Origin of the sequence: Pseudomonas sp. H3(2019) (assembly GCF_007713465.1) — a bacterium.
GTDB lineage: Bacteria > Pseudomonadota > Gammaproteobacteria > Pseudomonadales > Pseudomonadaceae > Aquipseudomonas.
Window position 1 is genome coordinate 402038 of the sequence record NZ_VMSG01000001.1, and the last position, 16239, is coordinate 418276.

The 16239-nt window shown below is 59.3% G+C and carries 13 protein-coding genes and 1 pseudogene; 7 read left to right on the forward strand and 7 right to left on the reverse strand.

The window, feature by feature from the left end; all coding sequences use genetic code 11:
• Window positions 1-84 precede the first annotated feature (84 nt).
• Complete coding sequence (gene fba, locus FPT12_RS01975; RefSeq protein WP_019694035.1) at window positions 85-1149, forward strand: class II fructose-bisphosphate aldolase; 1065 nt, start codon at window positions 85-87, stop codon at window positions 1147-1149.
• Window positions 1150-1249: 100 nt separating this feature from the next.
• Here fba and FPT12_RS01980 read toward each other — a convergent pair whose 3' ends face one another.
• Together FPT12_RS01980 and FPT12_RS01985 are read right to left on the reverse strand one after the other, a co-directional pair.
• A complete protein-coding gene (locus FPT12_RS01980) occupies window positions 1250-2074 on the reverse strand; it encodes an aspartyl/asparaginyl beta-hydroxylase domain-containing protein (protein WP_145014404.1) in 825 nt (274 codons plus the stop codon).
• Window positions 2075-2346: 272 nt separating this feature from the next.
• Entirely contained in the window at window positions 2347-4524 is a 2178-nt protein-coding gene (locus FPT12_RS01985; protein ID WP_145014405.1) for a malate synthase G, read from the reverse strand.
• Window positions 4525-4998: 474 nt separating this feature from the next.
• Between FPT12_RS01985 and FPT12_RS01990 the strand changes: the two genes are divergently transcribed.
• On the forward strand, window positions 4999-5517 hold the full coding sequence (locus tag FPT12_RS01990) for a glycine cleavage system protein R (protein ID WP_019693970.1): 519 nt from the start codon (window positions 4999-5001) through the stop codon (window positions 5515-5517).
• Window positions 5518-5741: 224 nt separating this feature from the next.
• On the opposite strand, the gene rarD is transcribed toward FPT12_RS01990, so the two are convergent.
• The 5 genes and pseudogenes from rarD to FPT12_RS02015 all read right to left on the reverse strand — a co-directional run bounded on the left by rarD (window position 5742) and on the right by FPT12_RS02015 (window position 11545).
• Window positions 5742-6629 carry an EamA family transporter RarD gene (rarD, locus tag FPT12_RS01995; protein WP_145014406.1) on the reverse strand — a complete coding sequence of 296 codons (888 nt, stop codon included), beginning with the start codon at window positions 6627-6629 and terminating at the stop codon, window positions 5742-5744.
• 169 nt (window positions 6630-6798) lie between these two features.
• On the reverse strand, window positions 6799-7773 hold the full coding sequence (locus FPT12_RS02000; protein ID WP_145014407.1) for a serine/threonine protein kinase: 975 nt from the start codon (window positions 7771-7773) through the stop codon (window positions 6799-6801).
• 196 nt (window positions 7774-7969) lie between these two features.
• Window positions 7970-9872 (reverse strand): annotated as a pseudogene (locus FPT12_RS02005) (PhoX family phosphatase).
• Window positions 9873-9979: 107 nt separating this feature from the next.
• The gene (locus FPT12_RS02010; RefSeq protein ID WP_145014408.1) at window positions 9980-10744 is read right to left on the reverse strand and encodes a TOBE domain-containing protein; all 765 of its coding nucleotides are present in this window, start codon (window positions 10742-10744) and stop codon (window positions 9980-9982) included.
• A gap of 60 nt (window positions 10745-10804) precedes the next feature.
• A complete protein-coding gene (locus tag FPT12_RS02015; RefSeq protein ID WP_145014409.1) occupies window positions 10805-11545 on the reverse strand; it encodes a ComF family protein in 741 nt (246 codons plus the stop codon).
• Between the two features lie 90 nt (window positions 11546-11635).
• Here FPT12_RS02015 and bioB point away from each other — a divergent pair, with 90 nt between their 5' ends.
• The 5 genes from bioB (at window position 11636) to bioD (ending at window position 16229) form a co-directional block, all read left to right on the forward strand.
• The gene (bioB, locus tag FPT12_RS02020; protein WP_123581222.1) at window positions 11636-12691 is read left to right on the forward strand and encodes a biotin synthase BioB; all 1056 of its coding nucleotides are present in this window, start codon (window positions 11636-11638) and stop codon (window positions 12689-12691) included.
• 153 nt (window positions 12692-12844) lie between these two features.
• Complete coding sequence (gene bioF, locus FPT12_RS02030; protein ID WP_145014410.1) at window positions 12845-14023, forward strand: 8-amino-7-oxononanoate synthase; 1179 nt, start codon at window positions 12845-12847, stop codon at window positions 14021-14023.
• Window positions 14016-14747: an alpha/beta fold hydrolase gene (locus FPT12_RS02035; RefSeq protein WP_145014411.1), complete on the forward strand. Its 732-nt coding sequence runs from the start codon at window positions 14016-14018 to the stop codon at window positions 14745-14747. The genes bioF and FPT12_RS02035 overlap by 8 nt, the downstream gene beginning before the upstream one ends.
• A complete protein-coding gene (gene bioC / locus FPT12_RS02040; RefSeq protein WP_145014412.1) occupies window positions 14740-15552 on the forward strand; it encodes a malonyl-ACP O-methyltransferase BioC in 813 nt (270 codons plus the stop codon). The genes FPT12_RS02035 and bioC overlap by 8 nt, the downstream gene beginning before the upstream one ends.
• The gene (gene bioD, locus FPT12_RS02045; RefSeq protein WP_145014413.1) at window positions 15549-16229 is read left to right on the forward strand and encodes a dethiobiotin synthase; all 681 of its coding nucleotides are present in this window, start codon (window positions 15549-15551) and stop codon (window positions 16227-16229) included. Before bioC ends, bioD begins: the two co-directional genes overlap by 4 nt.
• Window positions 16230-16239 lie beyond the last annotated feature (10 nt).

Below are 16239 nucleotides of genomic sequence, written 5' to 3' on the forward strand. Positions count from 1 at the left end.
CCCGATCTGCATTAACTTGAATAGCAGCCGCCGCTACGGCAGGCTTGCACGATTAACGACCCTCAACCGGGAGACACACACACCATGGCACTTATCAGCATGCGCCAGATGCTGGACCACGCAGCCGAGTTCGGCTACGGCGTTCCAGCCTTCAACGTCAACAACCTTGAGCAGATGCGCGCCATCATGGAAGCCGCTGACAAGACTGACTCCCCGGTGATCGTCCAGGCTTCGGCCGGCGCCCGTAAATACGCTGGCGCGCCATTCCTGCGTCACCTGATTCTGGCGGCGATCGAAGAGTTCCCGCACATCCCGGTGTGCATGCACCAGGACCACGGCACCAGCCCTGACGTCTGCCAGCGCTCGATCCAACTGGGCTTCAGCTCGGTGATGATGGACGGCTCCCTCGGCGAAGACGGCAAGACCCCGACCGACTACGACTACAACGTCCGTGTAACCCAACAAACCGTAGCCATGGCTCACGCCTGCGGCGTATCGGTAGAAGGCGAGCTGGGCTGCCTGGGTTCGCTGGAAACCGGCATGGCCGGTGAAGAAGACGGTATCGGTGCAGAAGGCGTGCTCGATCACAGCCAAATGCTGACCGACCCGGAAGAAGCCGCTGACTTCGTCAAACGCACTCAGGTCGACGCCCTGGCCATCGCCATCGGCACCAGCCACGGCGCTTACAAGTTCACCAAGCCACCTACTGGCGATGTGCTGGCGATCGACCGCATCAAGGAAATCCACAAGCGCATTCCGAACACCCACCTGGTGATGCACGGTTCGTCTTCGGTACCGCAAGAGTGGCTGGCGATCATCAATCAGTACGGCGGCGACATCAAAGAAACCTACGGCGTACCGGTTGAAGAAATTGTCGAAGGGATCAAGCACGGCGTGCGCAAGGTCAACATCGACACCGACCTGCGTCTGGCATCCACCGGCGCAATGCGTCGCCTGATGGCCACCAACCCGAGCGAATTCGACCCACGTAAATTCTTCGGCGCGACTGTTACTGCGATGCGTGATGTGTGCATCGCACGTTATGAAGCGTTCGGGACTGCCGGTAATGCTTCGAAGATCAAACCGATCTCGTTGGAAGCGATGTTCCAGCGTTATTTGAAGGGTGAGTTGAACGCCAAGGTTAACTAAGACCCGAACGTTTAATTGCACTCATAAAAAACCCGCCGAGAGGCGGGTTTTTTATTGGGTGCTCGCGATGGAGTAAGCAGGCTTTTCCCGTTGTTTACGCTTACTGAATAAGTTTCCAGTTTTTGTAAAAGAATCGGCGCAAGGCGAACGCTACTCCTGCAAACGAAGCGACGATGCCGTTCAGGATAAAAGAGGCCCAGGACGGGCGCAGTATGTCGAGAAACAGGCAGTAGCGCTTGGCGTCGTTCTTGTTGAAGGAGGCGTGCAGCAGGGTGTCGTCAAAGATGAACAGCGGATCGTCGTGCCAGTAGTGTTTTTGCTTCCTGACCTGAATGTACACACCGTCATGATGGGCGGCCGGCATGATGTTGTAGAGCACGCGGTACATCATGCGCAATGGCCCGAAGTGAAAGGACGTTGACTGATTTTCATTGAAAACCGATACGCCGATGGTCTTTATATAAGGCAGTTTCTTCTGGAGTGCGGGGATGTTCAGTTCGGTATCGATCTTGCGGCCATACCATTGGAAGAACAACATGCCACGCTTTTTCTGGGCCATGCGCGCATCGAGGAATGCAATGATCTCTTCCTTGTGAGCCATCGCGGTTTCAATCACGTAGTTGATGTCTTGCTGATGGCTTTCGGGAAGATCGCGCAACGTGTAAACATAACGGCTTGGCTTGCACAGTAGATCGAAAAAGGTATTCAGAGGCGCGAGCAACCATGTATTACGGCCGCCACCTATAAAATATTTTTTGATGATCTCGGTATCGAAGATGCCATTGCGCAGGAAGTCATAGATGCCGCAAATACAAAGCACAATAAGAAACCACAACGTGGCAACGGGAAAACAATAAATGATGGCAGCAATACCGAGAATGGTGACTGCCGAGACTGCTTTCTTGCGGATGACTCGAGTGTTCATGGAACCCTGTTCCCCTGAGGCGGTGCGGGTATTTAGCTTTAAAAAATACCTATAGGCTCAACATTATATTCGCCATCATAAGATTTTTTTCGGTAATGAAGTGTAATAAATATTTCTTATTTGTAAAGAATTCTCAGATGGAGTGAGGAGGGTATTTTCTTCGACGCCGGTAAAAAATCGCGTCAAGGCGAAGTGAAAAAAGGGACGTTACCATGAAAAAAAGCCCTGATTTCACAATCAGGGCCTTCCTTTTAATAACCTCTAGCGCTTATTCACAGGCCATTGGCAGCCTTGAACTCGCGACGGCGACGGTGCAGGACCGGCTCGGTGTAGCCGTTTGGCTGCTTGGTGCCTTCGATCACCAGTTCGACCGCCGCCTGGAAGGCGATGTTGCTGTCGAAGTTCGGTGCCAACGGACGGTACAGCGGGTCATTGGCATTCTGGCGGTCAACCACCGGCGCCATGCGCTTGAGGGTTTCCAGCACCTGGGCTTCGCTGACGATGCCATGGCGCAGCCAGTTGGCGATGTGCTGGCTGGAGATACGCAGCGTTGCACGGTCTTCCATCAGGCCGACGTCGTTGATGTCCGGCACTTTCGAACAGCCCACGCCCTGGTCGATCCAGCGCACCACATAACCGAGGATGCCCTGGGCGTTGTTGTCCAGTTCATTCTGGATCTGTTCCGCGGTCCAGTTGGGGTTGCTTGCCAGCGGGATGGTCAGGATGTCGTCCAGCGATGCGCGAGCGCGCTTGGCCAGTTCGGCCTGACGGGCGAACACGTCAACCTTGTGGTAATGCAGCGCGTGCAGCGCGGCGGCGGTCGGCGAAGGGACCCAGGCGGTGTTGGCGCCGGCCAGCGGGTGAGCGATTTTCTGCTCGAGCATGGCGGCCATCAGGTCAGGCATGGCCCACATGCCTTTACCGATTTGCGCGCGACCTTGCAGGCCGGTGCTCAAGCCGATGTCGACGTTCCAGTTTTCGTAGGCACCGATCCACTTTTCAGCCTTCATGTCGGCCTTGCGCACCATCGCGCCGGCTTCCATGGAGGTGTGGATTTCATCGCCGGTACGGTCGAGGAAGCCGGTGTTGATGAAGACCACGCGCTCGCTGGCAGCCTTGATACAGGCCTTGAGGTTGATTGTGGTACGCCGCTCTTCGTCCATGATGCCGACTTTGAGGGTATTACGCGGCAACTCGAGCACGTCTTCGATGCGCCCGAACAGTTCGTTGGTGAACGCCGCTTCTTCCGGGCCGTGCATTTTCGGTTTAACGATGTAGACCGAACCGGTACGGCTGTTCTTGCGAGTGGTGTTGCCGTTAAGGCTGTGCAGTGCCGCGAGGTTGGTGACCAGGCCGTCGAGGATACCTTCCGGCACTTCGTTGCCGTTCTTGTCGAGGATCGCGTCGATGGTCATCAAGTGGCCGACATTGCGCACGAACAACAGCGAGCGGCCGTGCAGGCTCAGTTCGCTACCGTCGGGCGCGGTGTAGGTGCGGTCGGCGTTCATGGTGCGGGTGAAGGTCTTGCCACCCTTGGCGACTTCTTCCGACAGATCGCCTTTCATCAGGCCGAGCCAGTTGCGGTAGATCACCACTTTGTCATCGGCATCGACGGCGGCCACGGAGTCTTCGCAGTCCATGATGGTGGTCAGCGCAGCTTCCATCAGCAGGTCTTTGACGCCGGCGGCGTCGGTCTGGCCGACCGGTGTGCTGGCGTCGATCTGGATTTCGAAATGCAGACCGTTGTTTTTCAGCAGGATCGCGGTCGGCGCCGCCGCATCGCCGTGGAAGCCGATCAGCTGTGCGTCGTTGCGCAAGCCAGTGTTGCTGCCGCCTTTAAGTGCGACCACCAGTTTACGGTCAACAATTTTATAGCCGGTGGAGTCGACGTGAGAGCCGGCAGCCAATGGCGCGGCTTCGTCGAGGAAGGCGCGGGCGAAGGCGATGACCTTTTCGCCGCGAACCTTGTTGTAGCTTTTGCCTTTTTCCGCGCCGTCGGCTTCGCTGATGGCGTCAGTGCCATACAGCGCGTCGTACAACGAACCCCAGCGGGCGTTCGAGGCGTTGAGGGCGAAGCGGGCATTCATCACCGGAACCACCAGTTGCGGACCGGCCATACGGGCGATTTCGTCGTCGACGTTTTGCGTCGTTGCCTGGAAATCGGCCGCTTCTGGCAGCAGATAACCGATGTCTTGCAGGAAGGCTTTGTAGGCCACAGCGTCGTGCGCAAGACCAGCACGGGACTGGTGCCAGGCATCGATTTTCGCCTGGAGGTCGTCGCGTTTGGCGAGTAGGGCTTTGTTCTTCGGCGCCAGGTCGTGAATGACCTTGTCGGCACCGGCCCAGAACTTGTCGGCGGTGAGGCCGGAACCGGGAATGGCTTCGTTGTTCACGAAGTCGAACAGGACTTTGGCGACCTGCAGGCCACCGACTTGAACGTGTTCAGTCATTGCTTGCCTCACTCTGCTCAGCTATTTCGCTTTTCAGCTCTTCAATTTGACAATGAAGCCTCTGGCCATTTAAACCACAAACCCCTCTACCAGTACATGCCATTACTGGCGGCTGGGTGGTTCCAATCAACGGCGTAAAGCCTTGCTGACGGGGCTTTGAGGGTTGCGATGGCGCCTGGGCAGACATCGATCCAACGTTATGTAGTGCGCGCTGCGGCATACTACATGATGAATTGCGCTTGTGAAAATTAGACTAATTACGTCGTTTAGCGACCCGGTCAGGCTATCCGGTCACGCCGGGGGACAGGATGTTCTCAAAAAACTATTGGATTGTTCCAGATAAAACTAAAAACTTGTACACATAATATTGAATTCACTGCTACGGGGCTTTGATTTTTTTGCTGCCGCGCTGAATTGGGTCCCTTGCCTATACTTGCCTTTCCATAACAAAAGTCATGACAAGAGGGCTGCGCCATGGACCACCTCGTACTCACCGTATTCGCCCCGGACAAGCCCGGCCAGGTGGAACGCATCGCCCAATGTATTGCCGAGCATGGTGGTAACTGGCTGGAGAGCCGCATGTCACGGATGGCCGGGCAGTTTGCCGGGATCCTTCGGGTTGGCGTGCCAGCCGAGGGCTACGACGAACTGGTCGATGCACTTCAGGCGTTGTCTGCTCAAGGGATTCGGGTGTTGATCGCCGAAAGCAGTATCGAGCAATCCTGCACCTGGAAGCCGATTGCCATGGAGCTGGTCGGCAACGACCGACCGGGAATAGTCCGTGACATCACGCGACTGCTGAGTGAGCAGGGGGTCAACCTTGAACGCTTGGTGACCGATGTGCGTCCGGCGCCGATGAGCAGTGAGCCGCTGTTCCACGCTGAAGCGATTCTTGCGGTGCCGCTGACCCTTTCCCTGGACGTGCTGCAGTCGCGGCTGGAGACTCTGGCCGATGATTTGATGGTGGAGTTGGTGCTGCGCAGCGAGCCGTAAAGCGGGAGGAAAGGTTATCCAAGTAAAGCGTGCACCTGCCTGTGGATAACCTGTAGAGACACGTCGCCAGCCCACGTCGGCCGGGGCTTATCAGGAGCTGATCAAAAAACCAGCAGTTTCAAGGGCTTGTGCACAAACGGCGGGGATCACGCTGTGGATAACCTTGGGAAGGATGCTTGCAGGCCACGTCGGTCGTGGCCTGCAAGGGTTTGTACGTTTTTTGATCAGCGGCGGCGACGCAAACTCATCCAGGCGTCGATGCTGTAAACCGCCAGGCCTGCCCAGATAAACATGAAGGCCACCAGCGTGGTGGACGACAGGTGTTCGCCAAACAGCAGTACGGCTTGCAGCAGCACCAGCGTCGGTGCCAAGTATTGCAGGAAGCCTAGGGTGGTGTAGGGCAGGTGCCGAGCAGCAGCGTTGAAACAGACCAGCGGCACCAGCGTTACCGGGCCGGCGGCGACCAGCCACCACGCTTCGGACGTAGTCCAGAACGCTGCTTGCGCGCTGGTAGCGGTTGGATTGAAGAGCAGCCAGGCAAGGGCAATCGGCACCAGCATCCAGGTTTCCACCACCAGCCCGGGCAATGCTTTGACTGGAGCCTGTTTGCGGATCAACCCGTAGAAGCCGAAGGTCAGCGCCAACACCAGCGACACCCACGGCAGGCTGCCGACTTGCCAGACTTGCTGCGCGACGCCAACGGCGGCCAGCCCGACGGCGACCCACTGCAGGCGTCTCAAGCGTTCGCCAAGGATCAGCATACCCAGCAGCACGTTCACCAGCGGGTTGATGTAGTAACCGAGGCTGGCCTCGAGCATGCGTCCGTTGTTCACCGACCAGACGTAGGTCAGCCAGTTGGCCGCGATCAATGTGCCGCTCAGCGCAAGGACTGCCAGCCGTCGTGGGTTCTCGCGCAGTTCACGCCACCAGCCCGGATGCTTCCAGACCATCAGCAGCAAGGCGCCGAACAGCGCCGACCAGAGTACCCGGTGGATGATGATTTCCACGGCAGGTACGTCAGCGATGGCTTTGAAGTAGAGCGGGAACAATCCCCAGATGATGTAGGCACTCAGGCCCAATATGTACCCGCGACGCAGGTTGGCGGCTTGCATGCAGAATCCTTGCTTAGGCAGCTAACAAAGGGGGATTGTAAGGAGATTTGTCTGGCTGTGTCCTGCATTCAAAAACAAAGATCGCAGCCTTCGGCAGCTCCTACGTGATCGGTTAAACGTCGATCCCTGTGTAGGAGCTGCCGAAGGCTGCGATCTTTTGATCTTTAAATTAAAAAAGCTTCAACGGTTCTTCGTTGAGGGCCGCCAGTTGTTCACGCAATGCCAACACCTGGTCGCCCCAATAACGTTCGCTGCCAAACCACGGAAAGCTGTGAGGGAACGCCGGGTCATCCCAACGACGGGCCAGCCATGCGCTGTAGTGCATCAGGCGCAAGGCACGCAGTGGTTCGATCAGCGCCAGTTCACGGGGGTTGAAGTCGTGGAACTCGCTGTAGCCGTCCATCAGTTCCGACAACTGACCGAGACATTCCTGACGATCACCAGCGAGCATCATCCATAGGTCCTGCACCGCCGGCCCCATGCGACAGTCGTCAAGGTCGACGATGTGGAACATCTCGTCACGGCACATCATGTTGCCGGGGTGGCAATCGCCGTGCATGCGGATGTTCTGGTGCGGCGTGTCTTTGTAGACCTCTTCCACACGCTTGAGCAGGTCGCGGGCGACTGACTCGTAAGCGGGCAGCAAGCTGCGCGGTATGAAGTTGCCTTCGAGCAGGGTGGTCAGCGAATCATGGCCGAAGTTTTTGACGCCCAGCGCTTCGCGGTGTTCGAAGGGGCGGGTGGCACCCACTGCGTGCAAGCGGCCAAGCAATTGCCCCAAACGGTAGAGCTGATCGAGATTGCCCGGCTCCGGCGCACGACCCCCCCGGCGCGGGAACAGGGTGAAGCGGAAACCGGCGTGTTCGTGCAGGCTTTCACCGTTGTGAATCATCGGCGCAACCACCGGCACTTCGCACTCGGCAAGTTCGAAGGTGAAGCGGTGCTCTTCGAGAATGGCGGCGTTGGTCCAGCGTTGCGGACGGTAGAACTTGGCAATCAGCGGTTCGCTATCTTCGATGCCAACCTGATAGACACGGTTTTCATAGCTGTTGAGCGCAAGGACACGGGCGTCGCTGAGAAAGCCGATGCTTTCTACGGCGTCGAGCACCAGATCGGGGGTAAGTGTTTCAAACGGGTGAGACATGCTGACTCCTGCGCGCAGCAGGCTGCCGCGTCCGGCCAAACATGGTAGCGCAGACGGGGCGACTTTAGTGGGATCGTTCCTCACGCTCTGCGTGGGAATGCAGCCAGGGACGCTCCGCGTCCCAGAAGCGGACGCAGAGCGTCCAGTGAAGCACTCCCACACAGAGCGTGGGAGATCTTCAGGGGAGGAGCGATTTTTAGGCGCCGACGATCCCGCCGTCTTCCCGGGTAATCGCCATCACCGAGGAACGGGGCTTGCCGTTAGGCAAATGCTCGGGGAAGGTCGACCCACCGTTTTCCCCCGGATGCTGAATGCCGACAAACAAGGTCTTCTGGTCTGGCGAAAAGCTGATGCCGGTCACTTCACAGCCCACCGGGCCGACCATGAATCGGCGGATTTCACCGGTCGCAGGATCAGCGCAAAGCATCTGATTGTTACCCATGCCCGCGAAGTCGCCGGCGTTGCTGTAGTCCCCGTCGCTGAGAATCCACAGACGACCGGCCTTGTCGAAGCCCAAACCATCCGGACTGTTGAACATGTTGTGTGGTGTGATGTTCGACGAGCCGGCTTTCGCTGTCCCGGCGTGCACGGTCGGATTGCCCGCGACCACGAACAGATCCCAGGCGAACGTCAGCGACGCGTGGTCGTCGTGATCAGTGCGCCAGCGCAGAATTTGCCCATAGACGTTTTTCTCCCGTGGGTTCGGCCCGCCCACCGGTTGCCCGTCCTCGCCGCGCTTGGCGTTGTTGGTCAGGGTGCAATAGACCTGGCCGTCTTGCGGGCTGACGACGATCCACTCCGGGCGATCCATGCGCGTGGCACCGACGACGCTGGCGGCCAGGCGTGCGTGAATCAGCACCTCGGCCTGATCGGCAAAGCCGCTGCTGGTGTCGATACCGTTCTTGCCGTGAGTCAGTTCGATCCACTGGCCCTGACCTTTTGGATGGTCGGGGTTGCTGTCGCCGGCATCGAAACGCGCGACGTACAACGTGCCGTGGTCCAGCAGGTCATGGTTGGCTTTGGGTGTTGCGTGATTGATTTTGTCGCGGCTGATGAACTTGTAGATGAACTCGCCGCGTTCATCGTCGCCCATGTACACCACCGCACGACCGTCGTGGGTCTCCGCGAGGGCCGCGTTCTCGTGTTTGAAACGGCCCAGGGCGGTGCGTTTGACCGGGGTCGATTGCGGGTCGAACGGGTCGATTTCCACCACCCAGCCGTGACGGTTGAGTTCGTTGGGGGTTTTCGCCAGGTCAAAGCGCGGGTCGTGTTGATGCCAGTTGATCTCTTTGCTGGCGACCGATGCGCCGTAGCGCTTTTGTGCGGCGTCGAACTTGTGCTCGGGATTGCTGCTGCCAAAGCAGTCGGTGAAGTTCTCTTCACAGGTCAGATAAGTGCCCCATGGCGTCTTGCCATTGGCGCAGTTCTGGAAGGTTCCGAACACTTTTTTTGCCGGTCTTGTCAGCGGCGGTTTTCATCAGCTCATGGCCAGCGGCCGGGCCGCTCAACTGCAGCGGCGCGTTGCCGTGGATTCGGCGGTTGTAGCGCGAGCCCTGAACGAATTGCCATTGGCCGTTTTTACGCTGCACTTCGATCACCGATACGCCTTCGCAGGCCAGCGCTTTGCGGACTTCTTCGGCCGACTGCGGCATGCCGCCATGGGCGTAGAGGTAACGGTAGTTGGTGTATTCGTTGTTGATCGCCATCAGCGCGCGATTGTCGTCGCCGGGGAAAGCGAACAGGCTCATGCCATCGTTGTTGTCGCCGAACTGGACTTCCTGGGCTTGGGCGCTGCCATTGCCACTCGGGTCAAAGGCCGGGCCGTTCTTGTGCAGCGGTTGGCCCCAACTGATCAACACCGAAGAGCTGTAACCGGGCGGCAGAGTGATGGTGTCGCTGGTGGCGGCCGCAATGCTGTCGAAACCCAGCAATTTGCTCGAGGCTGAGTTGACACTGGCGGCCAGTGCGCTACGGCTCAGCAGGTTGCCACCGAGGAACATCGCCGCACCGCAGAGGGCGCCAGCGCTGATAAATCTACGACGACTGAGGCCGACGATTTTTTCGAGGTCGGTGGCTTGGTTTTCTTCTAATAGGCTCACATCAGGCTCCCTGCTGGTTTTTGCAGCCACCTTAAGGAGCGTCTATGACACAAATGTTGCAGTTGCACGTCTGAGGAACGCTGCCAATCCGTAGCAGCAGGCTCGAGTCAGAGCGGGGTACCGAGTAAAACGTTGGAGGGCGAGAACTGCACCTGAACGGCTTTTTCGGCGCTCAAACCCAGGGTTTTGAGGTGCTGCGGCTCGGCCAGCGCGCATAGAGTCTGACCATTGGGCAGGGCGATTCGGACTTCGCTGGGGCCATCTTCGGCGTCGAGAATCTCCTCGACAGTGCCCTTCAGACAATTGTGTCCGGGTGTTGCGCGTTGCTCGACACCGAGTAAATCGAGCCAGCCAGCCTTGATCAACGCCACCACTTCAGTGCCCGTTTCGAGTTCCAGACGCAGGGTGCTGTCGTGGGTGATCTGCGCCTGAATGGTCAACCCGGCAGCCAGTTCCAGGCTGATCAAATCGTTACGACCGTGAGTGTCGATGGCCGCAACGGTGCCATGCAGCTGATTGCGTGCGCTGGTCCTGAGCATCAGGCGCCCTAGCAAGTCGAGGTCACTGGCGTCTTCGGCGGCTTCCAGCACCTGTGCCTGTAAGGCTTGCAAGCGCTGATAGAGCCGCAGCACCCGTTCACCTTCACTGGACAGTTTTGCGCCACCACCGCCCTTGCCGCCGACGCTGCGTTCCACCAGTGGTTTCTGTGCCAGATTGTTCAACTCGTCGATCGCATCCCACGCTGCTTTGTAGCTCAGCCCGGCGCTTTTCGCGGCGCGGGTGATCGAGCCTTGTTCGGCGATGTGTTGCAGCAAGGCGATGCGCTGCGGACGACGGACGATGTGTTGGGACAACAAAGTAGGCAAGGACATGGCAAGGGGCTGCGAGCGGGTAGTGATGGATTTGGACGTTGGCGGCTTGGCGCGTGAGAGTCAAGTCAGCTCCCCGGGTTTTGGCGTGCGCGCCAGGCAATAAACGTCGACCCGTGCCGCGCCCGCCCCGATCAGCAAGCGAGCCAGGCTTTGCGCGGTGGCACCGGTGGTCAGCACGTCGTCGACCAGCGCCAGATGGCGACCCTTGATGTGCGCACCCGGCATCAGTGCGAAAGCGCTGAGCAGGTTCTGTTTGCGCGCCTTGGCGTCCAGATCCTGTTGCGCAGTGGTGTCCTGGATGCGTAGCAGCAGGTTTGCGTCGCAGTCGATCGTCAGGCTGTCGCTGAGCCAGCGGGCGAGCATCGCTGCCTGGTTGTAACCCCGCTCACGCAGCCGTTTGCGGGCCAAGGGCACCGCTACCAATGCGTCGGGGCGTTTGAGGCCTTCATCGAAGCGATGTTGCAGGCATTGAGCAAGAAGTTCGGCAAGCAGGCGACCATACGGCCACTTTGCCGCATGCTTGAAACGGGTGATCAAACTGTCGAGCGGGAAGCTGTAGGTCCAGGGCGCGATCACCTGCTCGAAGGCCGGTGGTTCTTTCAAACACTGGCCGCAGGTGAGGCCGGCCACGGGCAACGGCAGGGCGCAGGTCTGGCAATGATCGCCGAGCCAGGGCAACTCGGTTTCACAGGAAGTACAAATCGGTTGAGGGGTGTCGGACAGTTCATCGCAAAGCAAACAGCTCTGTTCATTTTTTGACCAGATGTAAACCGACCCTTTGTATCGTGGTTGACAGCGCATGGCTCTTCCTTAAATATGCCGAACATCCGTGTCGCGTCTGTGGATATTCCGTTCCACAGCCGCTTGCCAAGCATAAACAAGGAAACGCCCATGAGCGCCAGCACCACTGCAAACCTGCGTCATGACTGGTCTTTGGCCGAAGTCAAAGCACTCTTCGTTCAGCCATTCAACGATCTGTTGTTCCAGGCGCAGACGGTGCACCGCGCGCACTTCGACGCCAATCGCGTCCAGGTGTCGACCCTGCTGTCGATCAAAACCGGCGCTTGCCCGGAAGATTGCAAATATTGTCCGCAGTCCGGTCACTACAACACCGGTCTGGAAAAAGAAAAGCTGATGGAAGTGCAGAAGGTCCTCGAAGAGGCAGCTCGCGCCAAGGCCATCGGTTCGACCCGTTTCTGCATGGGCGCCGCCTGGAAGCATCCTTCTGCCAAAGACATGCCGTATGTGCTGGAAATGGTCAAAGGCGTGAAGGCCATGGGCCTGGAAACCTGCATGACCCTCGGCCGTCTCGATCAGGACCAGACCGTAGCCCTGGCCGAAGCCGGCCTCGATTACTACAACCACAACCTTGATACCTCGCCGGAGTTCTACGGTAGCATCATCACCACCCGCACCTACAGCGAGCGCCTGCAAACCCTGGCGTATGTTCGTGATTCGGGGATGAAGATCTGCTCGGGCGGTATTCTCGGCATGGGCGAGTCCCTTGACGACCGCGCCAACCTGCTGATCCAGCTGGCCAACCTGCCGGAGCATCCGGAGTCGGTGCCGATCAACATGTTGGTGAAAGTCGCCGGTACGCCGCTGGAAAATGCCGATGACGTCGACCCATTCGACTTCATCCGCATGCTCGCTGTCGCACGTATCCTGATGCCGAAATCCCACGTGCGCCTCTCTGCCGGCCGCGAAGCCATGAACGATCAGATGCAGGCCCTGGCATTCTTCGCCGGTGCCAACTCGATTTTCTACGGTGACAAACTGCTGACCACCGCCAACCCGCAGGCCGACAAGGACATGCAACTGTTCGGGCGTCTGGGGATCCTGCCGGAAGCCCGCGAAGAGCACGCCGACGAAGTGCATCAGGCGGCCATCGAGCAAGCGCTGGTCGAGCAGAAAAGCAGCGAGCAGTTCTACAACGCCGCTGTTTGATCCGACACATATTGAATGTGGGAGCGAGCTTGCTCGCAATGAGGCCGGGAAATTCAACCTCTACGTTGACTGTCAGACCGCCATCGCGAGCAAGCTCGCTCCCACATAAATTGTGCCCACCTTGAGTTTGTGAGTTGACCCCGCGAGGCCTGCATGTCTTTCGATCTCGCCGCACGTCTCGCTGCCCGTCGTGCCGAAAACCTCTATCGCCAGCGTCCCTTGCTGGAGACCCCGCAAGGTCCGCAAGTGGTGGTCGACGGCCAGCCATTGCTGGCGTTCTGTAATAACGACTACCTGGGCCTGGCCAGTCATCCCCAAGTGATCGAAGCCTTGCGTGCCGGTGCCGCCCGCTGGGGTGTCGGTGGCGGTGCTTCGCACCTGGTGATCGGCCATAGCAGTCCGCATCACGCGCTCGAAGAAGCCTTGGCCGATCTGACGGGGCGCCCGCGCGCGTTGCTGTTTACCACCGGTTATATGGCTAACCTGGGCGCGGTCACCGCGTTGGTCGGGCAGGGCGACACGGTGCTCGAAGACCGGCTCAATCATGCATCGCTACTGGATGCCGGGCTGTTGTCGGGCGCACGTTTCAATCGCTATTTGCACAACGACGCGGTCAGCCTCGCCAAACGTCTGGAGAAGGCTACCGGCAATACGCTGGTGGTGACCGACGGGGTGTTCAGCATGGACGGTGACATTGCCGACCTGCCGGCGCTGGCTCGCGAGGCCAAGGCCAAAGGCGCATGGCTGATGGTCGATGATGCCCACGGCTTTGGTCCCTTGGGCGCCAATGGCGGCGGGATCGTCGAACACTTCGGTTTGAGTCTGGAGGATGTGCCGGTATTGGTCGGCACCCTGGGTAAAGCGTTCGGCACCGCGGGCGCGTTTGTCGCGGGCAGCGATGACCTGATCGAAAGCCTGATCCAATTCGCCCGACCGTATATTTACACCACCAGTCAGCCACCGGCCCTGGCGTGCGCGACCCTGAAAAGTCTTGAGTTGCTGCGCAGCGAACATTGGCGACGCGAGCACTTGAACGTGCTGATCCGCCAATTCCGAAAGGGCGCCGAGCAGATGGGGCTGGAGTTGATGGACAGTGCTACGCCGATCCAGCCGATCATGATCGGCGATGCCGGACGCGCAGTGCTTTTTTCGCAGATGCTGCGTCAGCGCGGGCTGATGGTGACCGCGATCCGCCCACCCACCGTGCCGGCCGGCAGTGCTCGTTTGCGCGTGACCCTGACAGCGGCGCACAGCGAAGCGCAGGTGCAGCTATTGTTAGAAGGTCTGGCCGATTGTCTTCAGCAACTGGGAGCGGAGCCGAACCATGCGTGATCGTCTGATTCTGTTGCCCGGTTGGGGACTTGGCATTTCGCCGCTGGAGCCTTTGGCAGCGGCCTTGCAGGGATTGGACGAACACCTGCACGTCGAGATCGAACCGCTGCCGGAACTGGAGTCGAGCGACCTCGAAGAATGGCTAGACGAACTGGATTCGACCTTGCCGAAAGATGCCTGGCTCGGTGGCTGGTCGCTCGGCGGGATGCTCGCCTCAGAGCTGGCGGCTCGACGTGGCGAGCGTTGCTGCGGATTGCTGACGCTGGCGAGTAACCCTTCGTTTGTGGCGCATGCCGAATGGTCGAGCGCCATGTCGGGTGAGACCTTCGATGCGTTTCTGGCTGGGTGCAATGCGGACCCGCGCATGACTCTCAAGCGCTTCAGCCTGCTCTGCGCCCAAGGTGCCGAAGACCCGCGCGGGTTGTCGCGGCTGTTGCTGGCGGGTGCGCCGAATACCCCGCAGGCGCAGTTGATGAGCGGGTTGGAAGTACTCGCACAACTGGACAGCCGGCAAGCTTTGCAGGCCTTTCGAGGTCCGCAGTTGCACCTGTTCGCCGGGCTTGACGGGTTGGTTCCGGCCGAAGCCGCCAGTGAGCTTCTGGCGTTACTCCCCGATATCGAAATTGGTCTGATTGAACAGGCCAGTCACGCGTTTCTTCTGGAGGACCCCCACGGTGTGGCGGGGGCCATCCAGGCCTTTTTGCATGAGTCCGGTGATGACTGATTTAGCCCTTCCCAACCTGCCCGGAGGCTTGCCCGACAAGCGTCAGGTCGCGGCATCCTTTTCCCGTGCAGCGGCCAGCTATGACAGCGTTGCCGAATTGCAGCGGGCTGTCGGCAGTGAATTACTGGGGCGTTTGCCGGCTGATCGATCGCCCGCTCGCTGGCTGGATCTGGGTTGTGGCACAGGGTATTTCAGTCGTGTGCTGGGTGAGCGGTTCAACGCCAGCGAAGGGCTCGCGCTGGATATCGCGCAAGGCATGCTCAAGCACGCACGGCCCTTGGGCGGCGCGACACATTTCATAGCCGGCGATGCCGAGCGCTTGCCGTTGCAGGACGCAAGCTGCGACCTGGTGTTTTCCAGCCTGGCGGTGCAGTGGTGCGCCGATTTCAGGGCGGTGCTGAGCGAGGCCAATCGGGTTCTGAAACCTGGCGGTGTGTTGGCGTTTGCCAGTCTCTGCGTGGGTACGCTGTATGAATTGCGCGACAGTTGGCGCCAGGTCGATGGCCTGGTACACGTCAACCGTTTCCGCGAGTTCAGCACCTATCAACAGCGGTGTGCGGCCAGCGGCATGAACGTGATCAGTCTGCAAAGTTGCCCGCACGTGCTGCATTATCCGGATGTGCGTAGCCTGACTCACGAACTCAAGGCCTTGGGTGCGCATAATCTCAATCCTGGTCGGCCGGGCGGGCTGACAGGGCGGGCGCGGATCATGGGGTTGATCGACGCCTATGAGCAGTTTCGTCAGGCGCAAGGGCTGCCCGCGACTTATCAGGTGGTTTACGCCGTGTTGGAGAAGCCACTATGAGCGCAGCCTATTTCATCACTGGTACCGATACCGACGTCGGCAAGACCACCATCGCCGCCGGCCTGCTGCACGCCGCGCGGCTGGCGGGATTGAGCACGGCGGCCGGGAAACCCGTGGCCTCTGGCTGCGAGGTGACACCCAAAGGATTGCGCAATGCCGACGCGTTGGCGCTGTTGGCGCAATGTTCGTTGCCGTTGACCTATGCCGAGGTCAATCCGGTGGCCTTCGAACCGGCCATCGCACCGCATCTGGCTGCACGTGAGGCGGGTTTCGCGCTGACGGTCCAGTCGTTGCTGGCGCCAATGCGGCACATCGTGGACAAGCAGGCCGATTTCACGCTGATCGAAGGTGCGGGTGGTTGGCGGGTGCCACTGGCTGACCAGGACAATCTTTCGGATCTGGCGATGGCGCTGGATCTGCCGGTGATTCTGGTGGTTGGCGTACGCCTGGGTTGCATCAATCACGCGTTGCTGACGGCCGAGGCGATTGCCCGGGATGGTTTGCAACTGGCGGGTTGGGTGGCCAACATCATTGACCCTAAGACTTCGCGGCTGGAAGAGAACCTCGCCACGTTGGCAGAACGGCTGCCGGCACCGTGTCTGGGGCGGGTGCCGAAACTCAAACTGGTCACGGCAGAAGCGGTGGCGGAGCATCTTCAGCTGGATTTGCTCGACTAGGTTTTGCCTA

Excerpts from the sequence above, each read along its gene's own strand:
- fba (WP_019694035.1), top strand. The coding sequence starts at position 85 with ATGGCACTTATCAGCATGCGCCAGATGCTGGACCACGCAGCCGAGTTC.
- FPT12_RS01980 (WP_145014404.1), bottom strand. The coding sequence starts at position 2,074 with ATGAACACTCGAGTCATCCGCAAGAAAGCAGTCTCGGCAGTCACCATT.
- FPT12_RS01985 (WP_145014405.1), bottom strand. The coding sequence starts at position 4,524 with ATGACTGAACACGTTCAAGTCGGTGGCCTGCAGGTCGCCAAAGTCCTG.
- FPT12_RS01990 (WP_019693970.1), top strand. The coding sequence starts at position 4,999 with ATGGACCACCTCGTACTCACCGTATTCGCCCCGGACAAGCCCGGCCAG.
- rarD (WP_145014406.1), bottom strand. The coding sequence starts at position 6,629 with ATGCAAGCCGCCAACCTGCGTCGCGGGTACATATTGGGCCTGAGTGCC.
- FPT12_RS02000 (WP_145014407.1), bottom strand. The coding sequence starts at position 7,773 with ATGTCTCACCCGTTTGAAACACTTACCCCCGATCTGGTGCTCGACGCC.
- FPT12_RS02010 (WP_145014408.1), bottom strand. The coding sequence starts at position 10,744 with ATGTCCTTGCCTACTTTGTTGTCCCAACACATCGTCCGTCGTCCGCAG.
- FPT12_RS02015 (WP_145014409.1), bottom strand. The coding sequence starts at position 11,545 with ATGCGCTGTCAACCACGATACAAAGGGTCGGTTTACATCTGGTCAAAA.
- bioB (WP_123581222.1), top strand. The coding sequence starts at position 11,636 with ATGAGCGCCAGCACCACTGCAAACCTGCGTCATGACTGGTCTTTGGCC.
- bioF (WP_145014410.1), top strand. The coding sequence starts at position 12,845 with ATGTCTTTCGATCTCGCCGCACGTCTCGCTGCCCGTCGTGCCGAAAAC.
- FPT12_RS02035 (WP_145014411.1), top strand. The coding sequence starts at position 14,016 with ATGCGTGATCGTCTGATTCTGTTGCCCGGTTGGGGACTTGGCATTTCG.
- bioC (WP_145014412.1), top strand. The coding sequence starts at position 14,740 with ATGACTGATTTAGCCCTTCCCAACCTGCCCGGAGGCTTGCCCGACAAG.
- bioD (WP_145014413.1), top strand. The coding sequence starts at position 15,549 with ATGAGCGCAGCCTATTTCATCACTGGTACCGATACCGACGTCGGCAAG.